This is a genomic window from Oscillibacter sp. 1-3, from assembly GCF_000403435.2.
Lineage (GTDB): Bacteria > Bacillota > Clostridia > Oscillospirales > Oscillospiraceae > Oscillibacter.
Window position 1 is genome coordinate 799,824 of the sequence record NZ_KE159703.1, and the last position, 15,952, is coordinate 815,775.

Annotated in this window: 14 protein-coding genes and 1 other annotated feature; of the genes, 7 read left to right on the forward strand and 7 right to left on the reverse strand. The window is 61.2% G+C overall.

The window, feature by feature from the left end:
* Position 1: 1 nt before the first annotated feature.
* Together C816_RS03920 and C816_RS03925 are read right to left on the reverse strand one after the other, a co-directional pair.
* On the reverse strand, positions 2 to 718 hold the full coding sequence (locus tag C816_RS03920) for a response regulator (protein WP_016321112.1): 717 nt from the start codon (positions 716 to 718) through the stop codon (positions 2 to 4).
* 19 nt (positions 719 to 737) lie between these two features.
* Positions 738 to 1,274 carry an NUDIX hydrolase gene (locus C816_RS03925; RefSeq protein ID WP_040654875.1) on the reverse strand — a complete coding sequence of 179 codons (537 nt, stop codon included), beginning with the start codon at positions 1,272 to 1,274 and terminating at the stop codon, positions 738 to 740.
* A gap of 253 nt (positions 1,275 to 1,527) precedes the next feature.
* Between C816_RS03925 and C816_RS03930 the strand changes: the two genes are divergently transcribed.
* Both C816_RS03930 and C816_RS03935 read left to right on the forward strand, forming a co-directional pair.
* Positions 1,528 to 2,064, forward strand: coding sequence for a DUF6512 family protein (locus tag C816_RS03930; RefSeq protein WP_016321114.1), 537 nt, complete (start codon positions 1,528 to 1,530; stop codon positions 2,062 to 2,064).
* 96 nt (positions 2,065 to 2,160) lie between these two features.
* On the forward strand, positions 2,161 to 3,456 hold the full coding sequence (locus C816_RS03935) for an endonuclease Q family protein (RefSeq protein ID WP_371254349.1): 1,296 nt from the start codon (positions 2,161 to 2,163) through the stop codon (positions 3,454 to 3,456).
* A gap of 270 nt (positions 3,457 to 3,726) precedes the next feature.
* Here the strand turns inward: C816_RS03935 and C816_RS03940 are convergent, their stop codons facing one another.
* The 3 genes from C816_RS03940 to C816_RS03950 form a co-directional block, all read right to left on the reverse strand.
* A complete protein-coding gene (locus C816_RS03940) occupies positions 3,727 to 5,043 on the reverse strand; it encodes an ATP-binding protein (RefSeq protein ID WP_016321116.1) in 1,317 nt (438 codons plus the stop codon).
* 60 nt (positions 5,044 to 5,103) lie between these two features.
* Positions 5,104 to 6,765 carry a dihydroxy-acid dehydratase gene (ilvD, locus tag C816_RS03945; protein ID WP_016321117.1) on the reverse strand — a complete coding sequence of 554 codons (1,662 nt, stop codon included), beginning with the start codon at positions 6,763 to 6,765 and terminating at the stop codon, positions 5,104 to 5,106.
* A 71-nt stretch (positions 6,766 to 6,836) separates the two neighbouring features.
* On the reverse strand, positions 6,837 to 7,028 hold the full coding sequence (locus C816_RS03950; RefSeq protein ID WP_016321118.1) for a YlcI/YnfO family protein: 192 nt from the start codon (positions 7,026 to 7,028) through the stop codon (positions 6,837 to 6,839).
* 101 nt (positions 7,029 to 7,129) lie between these two features.
* On the opposite strand from C816_RS03950, the gene C816_RS03955 reads away from it, so the two are divergent.
* Entirely contained in the window at positions 7,130 to 7,348 is a 219-nt protein-coding gene (locus C816_RS03955; RefSeq protein WP_016321119.1) for a hypothetical protein, read from the forward strand.
* A 44-nt stretch (positions 7,349 to 7,392) separates the two neighbouring features.
* Here C816_RS03955 and ilvC read toward each other — a convergent pair whose 3' ends face one another.
* Positions 7,393 to 8,415, reverse strand: coding sequence for a ketol-acid reductoisomerase (gene ilvC, locus C816_RS03960; RefSeq protein ID WP_016321120.1), 1,023 nt, complete (start codon positions 8,413 to 8,415; stop codon positions 7,393 to 7,395).
* A gap of 717 nt (positions 8,416 to 9,132) precedes the next feature.
* Positions 9,133 to 9,388: a binding site (T-box leader), on the forward strand.
* A 68-nt stretch (positions 9,389 to 9,456) separates the two neighbouring features.
* Here ilvC and C816_RS03965 point away from each other — a divergent pair.
* From C816_RS03965 to leuB, 4 genes are read left to right on the forward strand one after another with little or no spacing between them, the layout of a single operon-like run.
* Positions 9,457 to 10,980 (forward strand): 2-isopropylmalate synthase, encoded by a 1,524-nt coding sequence (locus C816_RS03965; protein ID WP_016321122.1) that lies wholly within the window; start codon positions 9,457 to 9,459, stop codon positions 10,978 to 10,980.
* Positions 10,981 to 10,998: 18 nt separating this feature from the next.
* Complete coding sequence (gene leuC / locus C816_RS03970) at positions 10,999 to 12,264, forward strand: 3-isopropylmalate dehydratase large subunit (protein WP_016321123.1); 1,266 nt, start codon at positions 10,999 to 11,001, stop codon at positions 12,262 to 12,264.
* Positions 12,261 to 12,758 (forward strand): 3-isopropylmalate dehydratase small subunit, encoded by a 498-nt coding sequence (gene leuD / locus C816_RS03975; protein ID WP_016321124.1) that lies wholly within the window; start codon positions 12,261 to 12,263, stop codon positions 12,756 to 12,758. Before leuC ends, leuD begins: the two co-directional genes overlap by 4 nt.
* Positions 12,755 to 13,825: a 3-isopropylmalate dehydrogenase gene (leuB, locus tag C816_RS03980; protein WP_016321125.1), complete on the forward strand. Its 1,071-nt coding sequence runs from the start codon at positions 12,755 to 12,757 to the stop codon at positions 13,823 to 13,825. The genes leuD and leuB overlap by 4 nt, the downstream gene beginning before the upstream one ends.
* A gap of 195 nt (positions 13,826 to 14,020) precedes the next feature.
* On the opposite strand, the gene C816_RS03985 is transcribed toward leuB, so the two are convergent.
* Entirely contained in the window at positions 14,021 to 15,634 is a 1,614-nt protein-coding gene (locus tag C816_RS03985) for a GmrSD restriction endonuclease domain-containing protein (RefSeq protein ID WP_016321126.1), read from the reverse strand.
* Between the last annotated feature and the right edge of the window lie 318 nt (positions 15,635 to 15,952).

Sequence of the window (15,952 nt, forward strand, 5' to 3'; positions counted from 1 at the left end):
GTCACTCCTGTACGGAGAAGTAGTACCCCACGCCCCGGCGGGTGAGGATATAGGCGGGGCTGGCGGGGTTCACCTCGATCTTCTCCCGCAGGCGGCGCACCGTCACGTCCACGGTGCGCACGTCGTCGCCCACGTAGCCGTAGTTCCACACCTGCTCCATCAAATCCACCCGGGAATAGACCTTGTTGGGGTGGCTGGCCAGGAAGGTCAAAAGCTCGTACTCCCGCTGCGTCAGGTCAATGGCCTGGCCGTCCCGGAAGACCTGGCGGCTCTCCGTGTTGATGGAGAGGTTGCCGGACACCGCCATGGCGCCGGCGGCGGCTGTGGCCGCGGCGGGGGCCGCCATGGCGGTGCGGCGGATGTTGGCGCCCACTCGGGCGATGAGCTCCCGCATGGAAAAGGGCTTTGTGATATAGTCGTCCGCGCCGATCTCCAGCCCCAGGACCTTGTCCGTCTCCTCCTCCCGGGCGGTGAGGATGATGACCGGCACGTTGTCCCCCGCCTGCCGCAGGGCGCGGCAGACCTCAAAGCCGTTCATCCTGGGCAGCATCACGTCCAGCAGGATCAGGTCCGGCTTTTCGGAGCGGGCCTTGTTCAGCCCGTCCTCCCCGTCGTAGGCCTCCCGGGTCTGGTAGCCCTCCCGCTGGAGATTGAAGCGAAGAATGTCCACGATGTTCTTCTCGTCCTCCACGATGAGGACGGTCTTCTGTCTGTCCATAAAAACCTCCGGGTTACTGTTACAGGTTCAGGAGCACCTTGGCCCGCAGAACGGCGGCCACGGTTTTGGCGTCCTCGATCTCGCTGCTGACGCAGCGGTGCACCATCTCGTCAAAGGGCACCCGCTCCACGTTCAAAAACTCGTCCGGGTCCAGATGCTGGGCCTCCATCCGCAGTCCCCGGGCCAGGAAGAGGTGCAGCGTCTCCCCGAAGCAGCCGGGAGAGGGCAGCAGGCGGCCCAGGGGCAAAAACACCTCCGGCACCGCGCCGGTCTCTTCCGCCAGCTCCCGCAGGGCGCCGGCCGCCGGCTCCTCGCCGTCGTCCAGCTTGCCCGCCGGGATCTCCAGCGTGGTCCTGCCGAAGACATATCGGTATTGGCTCACCACCAGCACGTTGTTCCGCTCGTCCAGGGGCAGGACCGCCACGCCGTCGGTGTGGTCCGCCACCTCCCGGAGGGAGGTCTCCCCGTTGGGCAGCTTCACCGTGTCCACGTGGACATCCATCAGGATGCCCTTATATTTATCTTCCCTGCGCAGGAGCTTTTCAGTCAGATCCATGGGCTGCTCCATTATATACACCTCGCGTTTTATTTTTTGAAAGGGGATCTACCCTCTGGCAGTATAGCACATTCCCGGGAAAAAGCAAAGATTTCCTTGCGCCTCCGGAATATTTTCCCTGGCAAAACGGCAAAAGCGCGTCCGGAAAAATGCTCCGCCGGGTCTGGAACGCCGCTGCTCCGCATAATCCTGAAAAAAGCGGAGAAAATGGAACTGCAAATCCTTTTTCCAATTTTGCGCTTTGGAGGCGGTTATGCGGAGACGTCTGTTTTTCTGGGAGCTGGGGGGCTTTTTGTTCACGGGGGCGCTGGGGGCGGCGCTCCACTTTGTCTACGACTGGAGCGGGCGGAATCCCGCGGCGGCGGCCTTTTCCGCCGTCAACGAATCCACCTGGGAGCACATGAAGCTGCTGTTTGTGCCGGTGTTTCTCCTCTCCGTGGTCCAGGTATGCGTCCTGGGGCGGGACTGCCCCCATCTGCTGTGGAGCCGGGCCCTCTCCACCCTGGCGGGGCTGGCGCTGATACCGGTTCTGTTCTATACCTACACCGGCGTTCTGGGCTTTTTCGTTGACTGGGCCAACATCGCCGTCTTCTACCTGGCGGACGCGGGGCTGTTTGCCCTGGACAGCTGGCTGCTGCGCCGCGGACGGCGGGGAGCCCTTTGGCGGCAGGTGGCGGGACTGGCGGTGCTGTGGGGGCTGATGTTCGCCTTTGTCTTCTGCACCTTCCGTCCGCCCCATATCGCCCTGTGGCAGGACCCGGTGACGGGACAGTACGGCATACCGCGCTAAGAGCGCCCGAAGGGCGCTCTTAGCATTATATAACGCCCCAAATGCGGCGCGCCTGCAGTCCCCGGCGCATTGCGCGGGGGACAAAAATGCGCTATAATGGCGTTGATCTTTGTAATAAGGAGCGCCGCCATGTACATCGCCGACCTTCACATCCACTCCCGCTTCTCCCGGGCCACCAGCCGGGACTGCGATCTGCCCCATCTGGACCGGCAGGCCCGATGCAAGGGCATCGGCCTTGTGGGCACCGGGGACTTTACCCACCCGGCCTGGCGGGCGGAGCTGCGGCAGCAGCTGGCCCCGGCGGAGGAGGGGGTCTATGTCCTGCGGGAGGAGTACCGCCTGCCGGAGGCCCCGGCGGGGGTATCTCCCCGGTTTGCCGTCACCGGGGAGATCAGCTCCATCTACAAGCAGGACGGCAAAACCCGCCGGGTCCACAACCTGATCCTCCTGCCCTCCCTGGAGGCGGCGGAGGCCCTCTCCGCCCGGCTGGAGGCCGTGGGCAACATCCGCTCCGACGGCAGGCCCATTCTGGGCCTGGACAGCCGCCGTTTGCTGGAGATGGTTCTGGAGATCTGTCCGGAGGCGGAGCTGATTCCCGCCCACATCTGGACGCCCCACTTCTCTATGTTCGGGGCCTTCACCGGCTTTAGCACGGTGGAGGAGTGCTTCGGAGACCTCGCGCCCCGCATCCGCGCCGTGGAGACGGGCCTGTCCTCGGACCCGCCCATGAACTGGCGGGTCCCCGCCCTGGACGGTCTGACCCTGGTCTCCAACTCCGACGCCCACTCCCCGGCGAAGCTGGGCCGGGAGGCCAACCTCCTGGAGACGGAGCGGACCTATCCGGCCCTGGTCCGGGCTATCCGCACCGGAGAGGGCTTTGGCGGCACCATCGAGTTTTTCCCGGAGGAGGGGAAGTACCATCTGGACGGCCACCGGAGCTGCGGCGTATGCCTGACGCCGGAGGAGACGCTGGCCCGGGGCGGGCTCTGCCCGGTGTGCGGGAAGAAGCTGACCGTTGGCGTGGAGCACCGCGTGGAGGAGCTGGCGGCGCGTCCCGCCGGCTTCCGGCCACCGGAGGCCAAGCCCTTTGAGAGCCTGGCGCCGCTGCCGGAGGTGATCGCCGCCTCCACGGGTTTCTCCCCGGCGGGGAAGAAGACGGCGGCGGTATACGAGACGCTGCTGGGAGCGCTGGGGCCGGAGTTCCGCATCCTCCGGGAGGCATCCATTGCGGACATCGCCCAGGCGGCGGGGCCGCTGGTTGCGGAGGGCATCCGCCGCCTGCGGCGGGGGCAGGTGGAGCTGCGGGCGGGGTTCGACGGGGCCTACGGCGCCATCACCCTCCTGTCCCCCCGGGAGCGGGAGGCATTGGTGAAAAAGACGGATCATGTTTAGGGCCGCCCTTTTCAAAGGGCGGCAGGGCCAGGGCAAAGCCCTGGCGGGTCCGGGCGGAGCCCGGCGTTCCGCGCCGCGTCTGCAGGACAACCGCCCTCCGGCACAGCCGGAGGGCGGTTGTCGATTCAAAAGCCGTGCCTGTCGCCCGGCACGCATCGCCGCGGCCCAAATCGCCGCCGGCCGCGTTAAAAAATCTCGAATACACAAAGCGTTTCCGCGGTTCTCTCCCTGCGCCCGGAAAAATTCCCTCGGAATCCCCGCAGATTTGTCTTATGTAAACGGCCCCCTGTTCAGCCCCTCGACGTAGTTGACAAACTGCTGGGCCACCCGGCCGGAAAAGCTTCCGTGGCGGACCTCCCAGGCGTTGGCCAAGGCCAGCAGCTCCTTCTCCTCCATCCGGACGCCCTGCCGCCGGGCCAGGGCCAGGACGATGGACTGATACTCCTTGGGGGTGGGGGCGTTGTAGTTGATGGTGACGCCGAACCGGGCGGAGAGGGACAGCTTCTCCTCCACTGTGTCGGAGCGGTGGATGTCGCCGTGGTGCTCCATGTCCGTGCGGTCGTTCCAGGTCTCCCGGATGAGATGGCGGCGGTTGGAGGTGGCGTAGATCAGCACATTGTCCGGCCGGGTCTCCACGCCGCCCTCGATGACGGCCTTGAGGAACTTGTACTCCACCTCGTTCTCCTCAAAGGACAGATCGTCGATGAAGATGATGAAGCGGTAATTTCGGTTCTTCACCTGGGCCAGCACGGCGGAGAGGTCCCCGAACTGGTGCTTGTAGATCTCGATCATCCGCAGGCCCCGGCTGAAATACTCGTTGACCAGGGCCTTGACGCTGGTGGATTTGCCGGTGCCGGCGTCGCCGTAGAGCAGCACGTTGTTGGCGTGCCTGCCGTCCAGAAAAGCCTCAGTGTTCCGGCGGAGCTCCTCCTTCTGCTTCTCATAGCCCAGCAGGTCCTCCAGCATCACCCGGTCCACGTTGGTGATGGGCAGGAACTCCAGCTCCCGCCCGTGGCCCTGGATGCGGAAGGCCCGGTTCATGGCGAAGAGGCCGAAGCCGTACTGCCGGTAGTAGCTGGTCAGCAGGGAGAAGACGTCCTCCTCGTCCCGGGCCTGGGCCAGGGCGCGGCTGAGGACCCGCACCTGCCAGCTCACGTCCCGGTTGTACATCCGCTCCCGCTTGGGCAGGGCGCTGTAATGGGAGATGACGGTGAAGCAGTCGAGTCCAAGGTCCTTTTCAATGGGGGAAAAGTCGTAGCGGAACAGCCGGAGGAAGAAGGCAAAGTCGGCCTTGACAAAGCCGTTGACGGTGCCCTCCCGGCCGCCGGAGCGCTCGCAGGTGAGGGTGAAGGCGTTCCGGTTGGTCATCAGCAGCCATGTGAGGTAGCAGTGCCACAGGTTCTCGTCAAACCCGCAGACGGTGCCCAGCTCCAAAAGACGCTTGATCTCTTTGCTGATTCGCCGGACCAGCTCGTCCCGGTCAAAGCCGCCCCGCTCCCAGTCCCGGAGGATCTCCGAGAGGCGGAGGAGGATGCTGTCCTCCCCCAGATCGCTGTACATCAAAAGGCGCGCCACATCTCGATACATTACGCCACTTCCTTTATATGGATTGCCGCCGCCCGCTGCGGGGAGGCGTATTTTTGGGAATCAGCCCAGCACGGCTCCCCTGTCGGCGGAGGAGACCATTCTGGCGTACCGGGCCAGATACCCGGTCTTGATCTTGGGCTCCGGGCAGACCCAGGCGGCCTTCCGCCGGGCCAGCTCCTCGTCGGAGACCTTCAAAGTGATGGTGTGGGCGGGAATGTCGATGGCGATGCGGTCGCCCTCCTCCACCAGGCCGATGGGGCCGCCGGAGGCCGCTTCCGGGGAGACGTGGCCGATGGACGCGCCGCGGGTCGCGCCGGAGAAGCGGCCGTCGGTGATGAGGGCCACGTCCTTGTCCAGCCCCATGCCGGCAATGGCGGAGGTGGGGTTCAGCATCTCCCGCATGCCGGGGCCGCCCCTGGGGCCCTCATAGCGGATGACCACCACATCTCCGGCCGCGATCTTTCCGGCGTAGATGGCCTCGATGGCCTCCTCCTCGCTGTCAAAGACCCGGGCGGGGCCCTCGTGGACCATCATTTCAGGGGCCACGGCGGACTGCTTCACAACGCACCCGTCCGGGGCCAGGTTGCCCTTGAGCACGGCGATGCCGCCGGTCTTGGAGTAGGGGTTTTCGATGGGCCGGATCAGCGTCTCGTCCCGGTTCGCCACGCCCTCCAGATTCTCCGCAACGGTCCTTCCTGTGCAGGTGAGGCAGGAGGTGTCTAGTAGATCCGCTTTACACAGCTCCGCCATGACGGCGTACACGCCGCCGGAGCGGTCCAGGTCCTCCATATAGGTGTCCCCGGCGGGGGCCAGGTGGCAGAGGTTGGGGGTCCTTTCGCTGATCTCGTTGGCCATGTCGAAGCTCAGCTCGATGCCGCACTCGTGGGCGATGGCCGGCAGGTGGAGCATGGTGTTGGTGGAGCAGCCCAGGGCCATGTCCACGGTCTCGGCGTTGTGGAAGGCGGCGGCGGTCATGATGTCCCGGGGGCGGATGTTCTTCTCCACCAGCTCCATGATCTTCATGCCGGCGTGCTTTGCAAGGCGCAGCCGGGCGGAGTACACCGCCGGAATGGTGCCGTTGCCCCGCAGGGCCATGCCGATGGCCTCGGTGAGGCAGTTCATGGAGTTGGCGGTGTACATGCCGGAGCAGGAGCCGCAGGTGGGGCAGGCGTTGTTCTCGTACTCCTCCACGCCGTCCGCGTCCAGCTTCCCGGCGTAGTAGGCGCCCACGGCCTCGAACATGTGGGACAGGCACGTGCGGCGGCCGTCGTTCAGCCGCCCCGCCAGCATGGGACCGCCGGAGACGAAGATGGCGGGCACGTTCACCCGGGCGGCGGCCATCAGGAGGCCGGGCACGTTTTTGTCGCAGTTGGGGATCATCACCAGGCCGTCGAACTGGTGGGCCATGGCCATGGCCTCGGTGGAGTCGGCGATGAGGTCCCGGGTCACCAGGGAGTACTTCATGCCCACGTGGCCCATGGCGATGCCGTCGCACACGGCGATGGCGGGGAACTCCACCGGGGTGCCCCCGGCGGCTCGGACGCCGGCCTTGACGGCCTCGGCGATCTTGTCCAGGTTCATGTGCCCGGGGACGATCTCGTTATAGGAGCACACCACGCCGATCAGGGGCCGCTCCAGCTCCTCTTTGGTGTAGCCCAGGGCGTAGAGCAGCGAGCGGTTGGGGGCGGCGGGGATGCCGGATTTCACTACATCGGAACGCATAGGAAAAGCCTCCTGTATCCATTGTATTCTGTCAAATTTGTATTTCCGGGGGATGGCCTGGCTGCGATGATTTATTCGTCCGCCGGATCATCATCCTCCTCCAGGCTCTCCAGGGCCCATCTGGTGGCCGCGATCACGAAAGCGGAGAAGCTGGTTTCTGTGCCCTGAATCGCCTTCTCCACACCCTCAATTACCTCATTGGGGAACCGGATGTTTTTTGGCGTGGTCTTGGGGACAGCCGGTATCTTGAATTTTTTGGTCATATTCTCACCTGCAATACAAATTGTACTTTACATTGTGTTGCAGGTATTGTAGAATTTATGCACCACGAGTTGTGCGCCAATTTGTATGGAGGAAATGAAATATGGGCATTTTGCAGAAAAATCTTTCAGAGTTTTTGCGCGGAAGTCAAATCAAATTGGAGATCACCGGCTTTGATATGGACGGTTTTGAAAAAGCTATGCACCGGGATCTGAGCAGCCGCCTGACCGCCATACAGGGCATTGTCTATGAAGACGGGGACGTTCTGTCGGATTCCCAGAAGATCGAGGCGGTCAAACAGTACTTAGAGCAGAATTTATAGGAAGCAGGGTCCCAGCCGCCGGCTGGGACCCCGTTCGTTTGGCGTCAGTTGGAGGCGGTGTCGGGGTCCGTGTCGTTGCCCCAGAGCATGTTGCGCCGCAGCTCCGCGCCCACGGTCTCCATGGGGTGCTTGGCCAGCTGGGCCCGCTTGGCGTTGAAGAAGGTGCGGCCAAAGCTCTTGTTCTCCGCGATCCAGCGGCCGGCGAAGGTGCCGTCCTGGATGTCCGTGAGGACGGCCTTCATGTTCTTCTTGGTCTCCTCGTAGGGCAGGATGCGGCTGCCGGAGACGTACTCGCCGAACTCGGCGGTGTCGGAGATGGAGTAGTTCATCATGGCCACGCCGCCCTTGTTGATGAGGTCGATGATGAGCTTCATCTCGTGGATGCACTCAAAATAGGCGTTCTCCGGGGCGTATCCGGCCTCCACCAGGGTCTCAAAGCCCAGCTTCATCAGCTCCACCACGCCGCCGCAGAGGATGGCCTGCTCGCCGAAGAGGTCGGTCTCGGTCTCGTCCTGGAAGGTGGTCTCCATTACGCCGCCCCGGGCGCAGCCGATGCCGGCGGCGTAGGCAAGGCCGATGTCCGCGGCCTTGCCGGTGGCGTTCTGCTCCACGGCCAGCAGGCAGGGCACGCCCTTGCCGTTGACGTAGGTGGAGCGGACGGTGTGGCCGGGGCCCTTGGGGGCGATCATCAGCACGTCCACATCGGCGGGGGGAACGATCTGCTTGAAGTGGATGTTGAAGCCGTGGGCGAACATCAGCGCGTTTCCGGCCTCCAGGTTAGGGGCAATGTCCTGCTTGTACATGTCGGCCTGGGCCTCGTCGTTGATGAGGATCATGATGATGTCGGCCCATTTGGCGGTCTCGGGCACGCTCATGACCTTCAGCCCGGCGGCCTCCGCCTTGGCCTGGTTGGCGCTGCCGGGCCGCAGGCCCACGCACACGTCGCAGCCGGACTCCTTCAGGTTCAGGGCGTGGGCGTGGCCCTGGGAGCCGTAGCCGATGATGCCGATCTTCTTGCCGTCCAGCTTGCTGATGTCGCAGTCCTTCTCATAATACATCTTTGCCATATTCCGTATTCCTCCTAAAAAATGGTGTTTTGCAATCTATCGTGCTACGCCCTCGTCTGACGGCGGTAGTACCGGATGAATGGAAAAAGCCCGTGACCCTGGCCGGGTCACGGACTTTCAAAAGTTCGACTGCGGTTTCCGGCGGTTCCAACTAGAATGAGCGGGAACCGGGGCCCGTATTCGCTCTCTGCGCATGACCAGGCGCACTATTCTGTTTTCCGGTAATCAGAACCAGAGCCAGAATAATGTGAAGTACCAGAATGCTGTTGAGAGCGAACGTACCGGTCATGGGAAACCCTCCTCGATGCCTGTCTTGTTTTGCTATTATACCTGCCGTGGAGCCAAAGCGCAATAAAAAAATTTGCCGCCCGGCTGATTCTGGATGATTTCACGAATGTATCCGGGTCAAAAGTTCTCTTTATAGTAAAATGCGACAATAAAGGCGGGAGGGCGCCGGGGGCGTGAGCTGATAAAATTTTCAGACAACGCCGGGCGTGGTATGACCAGCGGACCAAAAAATCCCCAGGACGGGCCGGGCTCTGTCCCGGCCCGTCCGCCGGAAACCTGGCTCTTCGGGAAAACGGGCGGGGACAGAGCCCCGCCCCTGCCGCAAAACCAAAATTCCGGACGGTAAAATGCCCGGCCGGACGCTTCCGCCAAAAATTTGGGCTTGACAAACCGGGCGAAGTCCTGTAATTTATTAAAAAAGCAAAACGCACAGATACGATGACAGGGAAAAAGTCCTCCTGGAGCGCTTCAGAGAGCCGCCGGTCGCTGCGAGGCGGCGCGGAAGGGAAAAGGACGTCACTGGCCCTCGAGTATTCCCGCTGAGCCGTTGGGGTTAGGCGGGAACGGGTTTCCCCACCGTTACCAAAGGGGCGGGATTCGCGCGGCGGCGCCGTACCGATTCCGGGAGCGGGCAGTTTTTGCCAATGAGAGTGGTACCGCGGAAGTTTGGGCTTTCGTCTCTTCAAGTGAGAAGGGATGGAGGCTTTTTTGCTGTCTGTGCCGGCTTTGAACAATCGTCAGGAGGAATGATCTATGAGGCGCATTAAAATTTTTGACACCACCCTGCGGGACGGCGAGCAGTCCCCGGGGTGCAGCATGAACCTCCCCGAGAAGGTGGAGATGGCCCGCCAGCTGGAGAAGCTGGGGGTGGACATTATCGAGGCGGGCTTCGCCATCGCCTCCCCCATGGACTTCAAGAGCGTGCAGAAGATCGCCAGGGCTGTGAAGAGCTGCACGGTGGCAAGCCTCGCCCGGTGCGTCAAGGGCGACATCGACGCCGCCTGGGACGCGGTGAAGGATGCCGCGCATCCCCGCATCCACGTCTTCCTCGCCACCAGCGACATCCACATGGAGTATAAGCTCCAGATGACCCGGGAGCAGGTCCTCGCCCGCATCAGCGAGATGGTGGCCTACGCCAGGGCCAAGTGCGGCGACATCGAGTTCTCCGCCGAGGACGCCTCCCGGTCCGACTGGGCGTTTCTGGCCCAGTGTTACTCCAACGCCGTGGCCGCCGGGGCCACGACACTGAATGTTCCCGACACCGTGGGCTACTCCACCCCCCAGGAGATGGGGGACCTGATCCGCTATCTGCGGGAGAATGTCAAGGGCGTTGAAAACGTGGACATCTCCGTCCACTGCCACAACGACCTGGGCATGGCCGTGGCCAACACCCTCTCCTGCATCCAGGCCGGGGCCAGCCAGGTGGAGTGCACCGTCAACGGCATCGGCGAGCGGGCGGGCAACGCCAGCATGGAGGAGATCGTCATGGCCCTCCACACCCGCAGGGACTTCTACGGCGCGGAGAGCGGCGTCAACACAAAGCAGATCTACCGCTCCAGCAAGCTCCTCAGCAACATCACCGGCGTGCCCATCCCCCCCAGCAAGGCCATTGTGGGGGCCAACGCCTTCGCCCACGAGTCCGGCATCCACCAGCACGGCGTCATCGCCAACGCCCAGACCTACGAGATCATGAACTCCACCGACGTGGGCATTCCCCAGAACACCATGGTGCTGGGCAAGCACTCCGGCAAGCACGCCCTGCGGGAGAAGCTGGAGTCCATGGGCTACGAGCTGACGGACGAGGAGCTGGAGAGCGTGTTCACCCGCTTCAAGGTCATGGCGGATAAGAAGAAAAACATCACCGGCTCTGACCTGGAGGCCCTGGTGCTCCACCGCCGCAACAACATCAATCCCACCTGCCGCCTGGTGGGACACTCCATCAACACCAGCACCAGCGACGTCCTGCCCACCACCTCCTATGTCAAGCTGGAGCGGGACGGGGAGATGATGGAGGAGGTGGCCATCGGCTCCGGTCCCGTGGACGCCGCCTTCAAGGCCATCAACCGGATGCTGGGCATGGACATCAAGCTGGAGAGCTTCAGCCTCAACGCCGTCACCGACGGCGAGGACGCCATCGGTGAGGCCGTGGTGAAGGTCACCGACGGCAGCGAGTCCTATACCGGCACGGGCCTGTCCACCGATATTCTGGAGTCCTCCATCCGGGCCTATGTCAACAGCATCAACAAGATCATTGAGGCCGGCACGGCCCCCGACTAATGCAAGGAGTACGAGACGATGGGAATGACTATGACACAAAAGATCCTGGCCCGCCACGCAGGACTGGACAGCGTCCGCCCCGGGCAGCTGATCCAGGTCCGGCTGGACCTGGTGCTGGGCAATGACATCACCACCCCCGTTGCCATCAACGAGTTTGAGGCGGCGGGCTTTGACCGGGTGTTTGACAAGAGCAGGATTGCCCTGGTGATGGACCACTTCGCCCCCAACAAGGACATCAAGGCCGCCGCCCAATGCAAGCAGTGCCGCGCCTTTGCCCGCCGGTTTGACATCGACCACTACTACGACGTGGGAACCATGGGCATCGAGCACGCCCTCCTGCCGGAGCAGGGCCTGGTGGCCCCCGGCGAGGCCGTCATCGGCGCCGACTCCCACACCTGCACCTACGGCGCCCTGGGCGCCTTCTCCACCGGCGTGGGGTCCACGGACATGGGCGCCGCCATGGCGGCGGGGGAGACCTGGTTCAAGGTGCCCTCCGCCATCCGGGTGAACCTGACGGGCAGGCTGCGGCCCCACGTCTCCGGCAAGGACGTGATCCTGACCCTGATCGGCATGATCGGCGTGGACGGCGCCCTCTACCAGTCTTTGGAGTTCACGGGTCCCGGCGTGGGGGAGCTCACCATCTACGACCGGCTGACCATCTCCAACATGGCCATTGAGGCCGGGGCGAAAAACGGCATCTGGCCGGTGGACGACATCACCCGGGCCTATGTTGCGGACCGGGTACGCCGCCCCTGGGAGGCCGTGGAGGCCGACGGCGACGCGGAGTACGAGCGCACGGTGGAGATCGACCTTGACCAGGTGGACTGCACCGTGGCCTATCCCCACCTGCCGGAGAACGCCCGCAGCGCCCGGGAGGGGAGGGACATCGCCATTGACCAGATCGTCATCGGCTCCTGCACCAACGGCCAGCTGCCGGATATGGCGGCGGCGGCGGAGATTTTGAAGGGCCGCCGTCTGGCCCCCGATGTCCGGGGGATCATCATCCCCGCCACCCAGAGTGTGTACCGGGAGTGTATGCACCGGGGCTATACGGACATCTTCCTGGACGCGGGCTGCATCGTCTCCACCCCCACCTGCGGGCCCTGCCTTGGCGGCCATATGGGCATCCTGGCGGCGGGAGAGCGGTGCGTCTCCACCACCAACCGCAACTTTGTGGGCCGCATGGGCCATGTGGACAGCGAGGTCTATCTGGCCTCCCCCGCCGTGGCCGCGGCCTCCGGCATCGCCGGACATATCGCTCATCCTGAGGAGGTGCTGAAATGAACGCACACGGAACTGCCCATAAGTACGGCGACCACGTGGATACCGACGTCATCATCCCGGCCCGGTATCTCAACACCCAGAGCCACGCGGAGCTGGCCGCCCACTGCATGGAGGACATCGACAAGGACTTTCGGAGCAAAAGCAAACCCGGAGACATCATGGTGGCGGGGCTGAACTTCGGCTGCGGCTCCTCCCGGGAGCACGCCCCCATTGCCATCAAGGCCGCCGGCGTCTCCTGCGTCATCGCAAAAAACTTCGCCCGCATCTTCTTCCGCAACGCCATCAACATCGGCATGCCGATTCTGGAGTGTCCCGCCGCCAGCGAGGGCATCGGCGACGGGGACGAGGTCTCCGTGGACTTTGACACCGGCGTCATCACAAACGTGACGAAAAACGAGACCTATCAGGCGGAGCCCTTCCCGGACTTCATCAAGGAGATCATTGCCTCCGGCGGCCTGATGGCATCCTTGAAGGCAAAGGAGGCGCGGACATGAACAAGACCATTGCCGTGATCCGGGGCGACGGCATCGGCCCGGAGATCGTGGGGGAGACCCTGGGCGTGCTGGACGCCGTGGCCCAAAAATTCGGCCACACCTTCACATACAAGGAGGCCCCCATGGGCGGCTGCGCCATCGACGAGTTCGGCGTGCCCCTGCCGGATTCCAGCCTGGAGACCTGCCTGGCATCCGACAGCGTACTGCTGGGGGCCGTGGGGGGCCCCAAGTGGGACGCCCAGCCCTCCGCCAACCGCCCGGAGCGGGGCCTTTTGAAGCTGCGGGAGGCCATGGGCCTCTACACCAACGTCCGGCCCGCCCGGATGTTTCCCGACCTCTCCGCCGCCTGTCCCCTGCGCTCGGACATCGCCGCCCGGGGCATTGACTTTGTGGTGGTGCGGGAGCTGATCGGCGGCGTGTACTTTGGACAGCACACCACCGAGACGGTGGACGGCGAGCAGAAGGCCGTGGACATCATGAGCTACACGGAGCACGAGATCCGCCGGGTGGCCCATGTGGCCTTCCAGATGGCCCGGAAGCGGCGGAAGCGGGTCACCTCCATCGACAAGGCCAACGTGCTGGACACCTCCCGCCTGTGGCGGAAGACCGTGACGGCGGTGGCGGAGGAGTACCCGGACGTGGAGCTTCTCCACATGTACGTGGACAACGCCGCCATGCAGATCGTCCGGGACCCCAGCCAGTTTGACGTGATCGTGACGGAGAACCTCTTCGGCGACATCCTCTCCGATGAGGCCAGCCAGATCACCGGCTCCATCGGCATGATCCCCTCCTCCAGCATGGGGGAGGGCGCCCGGGGGATGTACGAGCCCATCCACGGCTCCGCGCCGGACATCGCCGGCCAGGACAAGGCCAACCCCATCGGCACCGTGCTGGCGGCGGCCATGATGCTGCGGTACAGCTTCGACATGGCGGCGGAGGCCGACGCCGTGGAGGCCGCGGTGGACGCCGTGCTGAAAGAGGGCTGGCGCTGCGGCGACATCATGCAGGGCGGCGGAAAGCTGGTGGGCTGCCGGGAGATGGGCCGCCTGATCCGGGAGCACATCTGAAATCCGCGTAAAAGATTCCCCGATATTTGCATTTGTAGCGGTAAGAAGCTATACCGGACATCAGCTGGCAAACTATCATTGTGCATTTCAAAATAAAACGAGGTCGCAGGTAATTTCCTGTGACCTCGTTCTATTTGAAATGCGTTGGTTTTGCATTGATTGATCATCCATACTCAAGTAAATATGAGTTCTCGCTTAGCAGCGGTCAGAAACGCGCAGTATCAGCCGTTTCTTGAGCTCTTCGCTGAAACACTCCAAGCGCTTTTGGACAAACAGATCGTAATCATCGGAGAAAATTCCCCAGCTTTGGGGATCACCAATCAAGTGCGTCTTCAATGCCGTTTCCAACTGTGGATTGGATTTTTGAAAATCAGCAATATACCGTGAAGGAGACTTATCTCTGATAGTTCGTTTATTCAGGAAGTCATCAACAATTGTAATGTTAGCAATGTGATTGATCCGAGACATATCTTTTCCCATTTTCAGCAGATACGCCTTGGGGAAAAAGTGGTGATAATTTTTGCTGTTGGCCTGTTTCAACCAACTATTATCGATAGTTACCAGCGCATTGTCCGCAAGAGACTGTGGCTGTTGATAGGCCAGCAGGCACAAAAAACCTTTGATGTATGCTGTTCCAGGAGAAAAGTATCCATGGTCACGGATGTAATCGGCAGTAATGTCCACCGGTTCTTCATATTCCGGCGGAACATCTTGCAATATTTTGTCAATCCGCCGTATGTCCTGCCCGATTTTTGTTTCGAGTGCGTTAGAAAATCGAGAACTGAGAACTACTCTCCAAAAGTAGTCCTGAAGGAAGTCCCGCTGTGTTCCAAGGGGCTTGTTCTTATGGTTATAAAAATAGTAAGTAAATGGTACAAGCAGGCCGTCATACGGAAGCAATTGCGAGACTGGAATTCGGAAAAAGGTTCTAAAGTAATCTACTGCCATTTCAAAAGCGTCTATCACATCATCCCAAATGTCAATGAATTTGTTTTTATCCAATTGCAGTATATGCTTTTTGTCGCATTCCTTCACAAGGCACACCGAAACGGCCTGCAGCACAGTGGATTCTGAGATTGTCTCGTAACTAACGCCCTCCAGCTTAGCAATCAGTTCTTCATATTTTTCGGATAAATCAAAATTACGGGCGGCATCATATGTTTTTGCCACCATAATTTCAAACACTGACAGCGGTTTACCGCCCACATTGATTCTAGTGAAAATCTCCGTAGCAATGTCAATAGGAGCATTTACAACAAGAATAATCGGAAATTGATAGGTTTTGAAAGCGCTGGAATAATCATCCAGCTTGTCGAGGTAATTAGGGTATTTTTCGCCAAGAGCATAGCCGCCATTGAGCAGATCGGTGAATTTTATAATCTCATCTGGATTTCTTCCAGAAACATCCGTAGTAACAACAGGCTCGTCCAAAGATGCTTCAAAGTCTACATATATTTCGCCGTAGTCAATATCTTTTCCATTGTCATCCGCTATTTTCGCACCCTTTAAGGACACATATAGACTCGTCATACGCTGCTGGCCATCCAAAACATATTGTACAAAACGGCCCTCCGGTGTGTCGGGTAGAGCGATGTTGCCAATATTGCGGATAGAGCGCAGCTTTTCACCCGTCTGCCATAAAATGAATGTGCCAATTGGATACCCTTTTAGAATACTGTCTAACAGGTTAGCAGTCTGTTCCAACGTCCATACAAATTTTCGCTGAAACTGTGGAATCTTGATAATCCCCTGTTCTATATCCGAAATTAGCATATTGTATTGAAGTGTGTTAGATCTTGGTTGCAGCATTCTGTCCCCTCCCATTACAAACTGATTGGCGAATTTTGTTTCGGCAAAAAGCACTATATCAAAAATTATAATGGGTTTCAATAGTTACAAAATAAAACATGGTATTATGGTAAAGATACACCATATCTCATCGTAGTGGGAGCGGCTGTTACCCCATCAGCGCCTGATGGACTGTCAGTGGAATTTTTATGGAGAGCAGACATGGTCTATAAGTGATAAGGTTTAGGGCTGTCCTCTCCGGGGTCCCCGCGCGAGCTGGGCAAAGCAGGCCGCACGGGGAGAGAAGGAAAGAGCAGAGGAGTTTCTTCCGACGGCGGC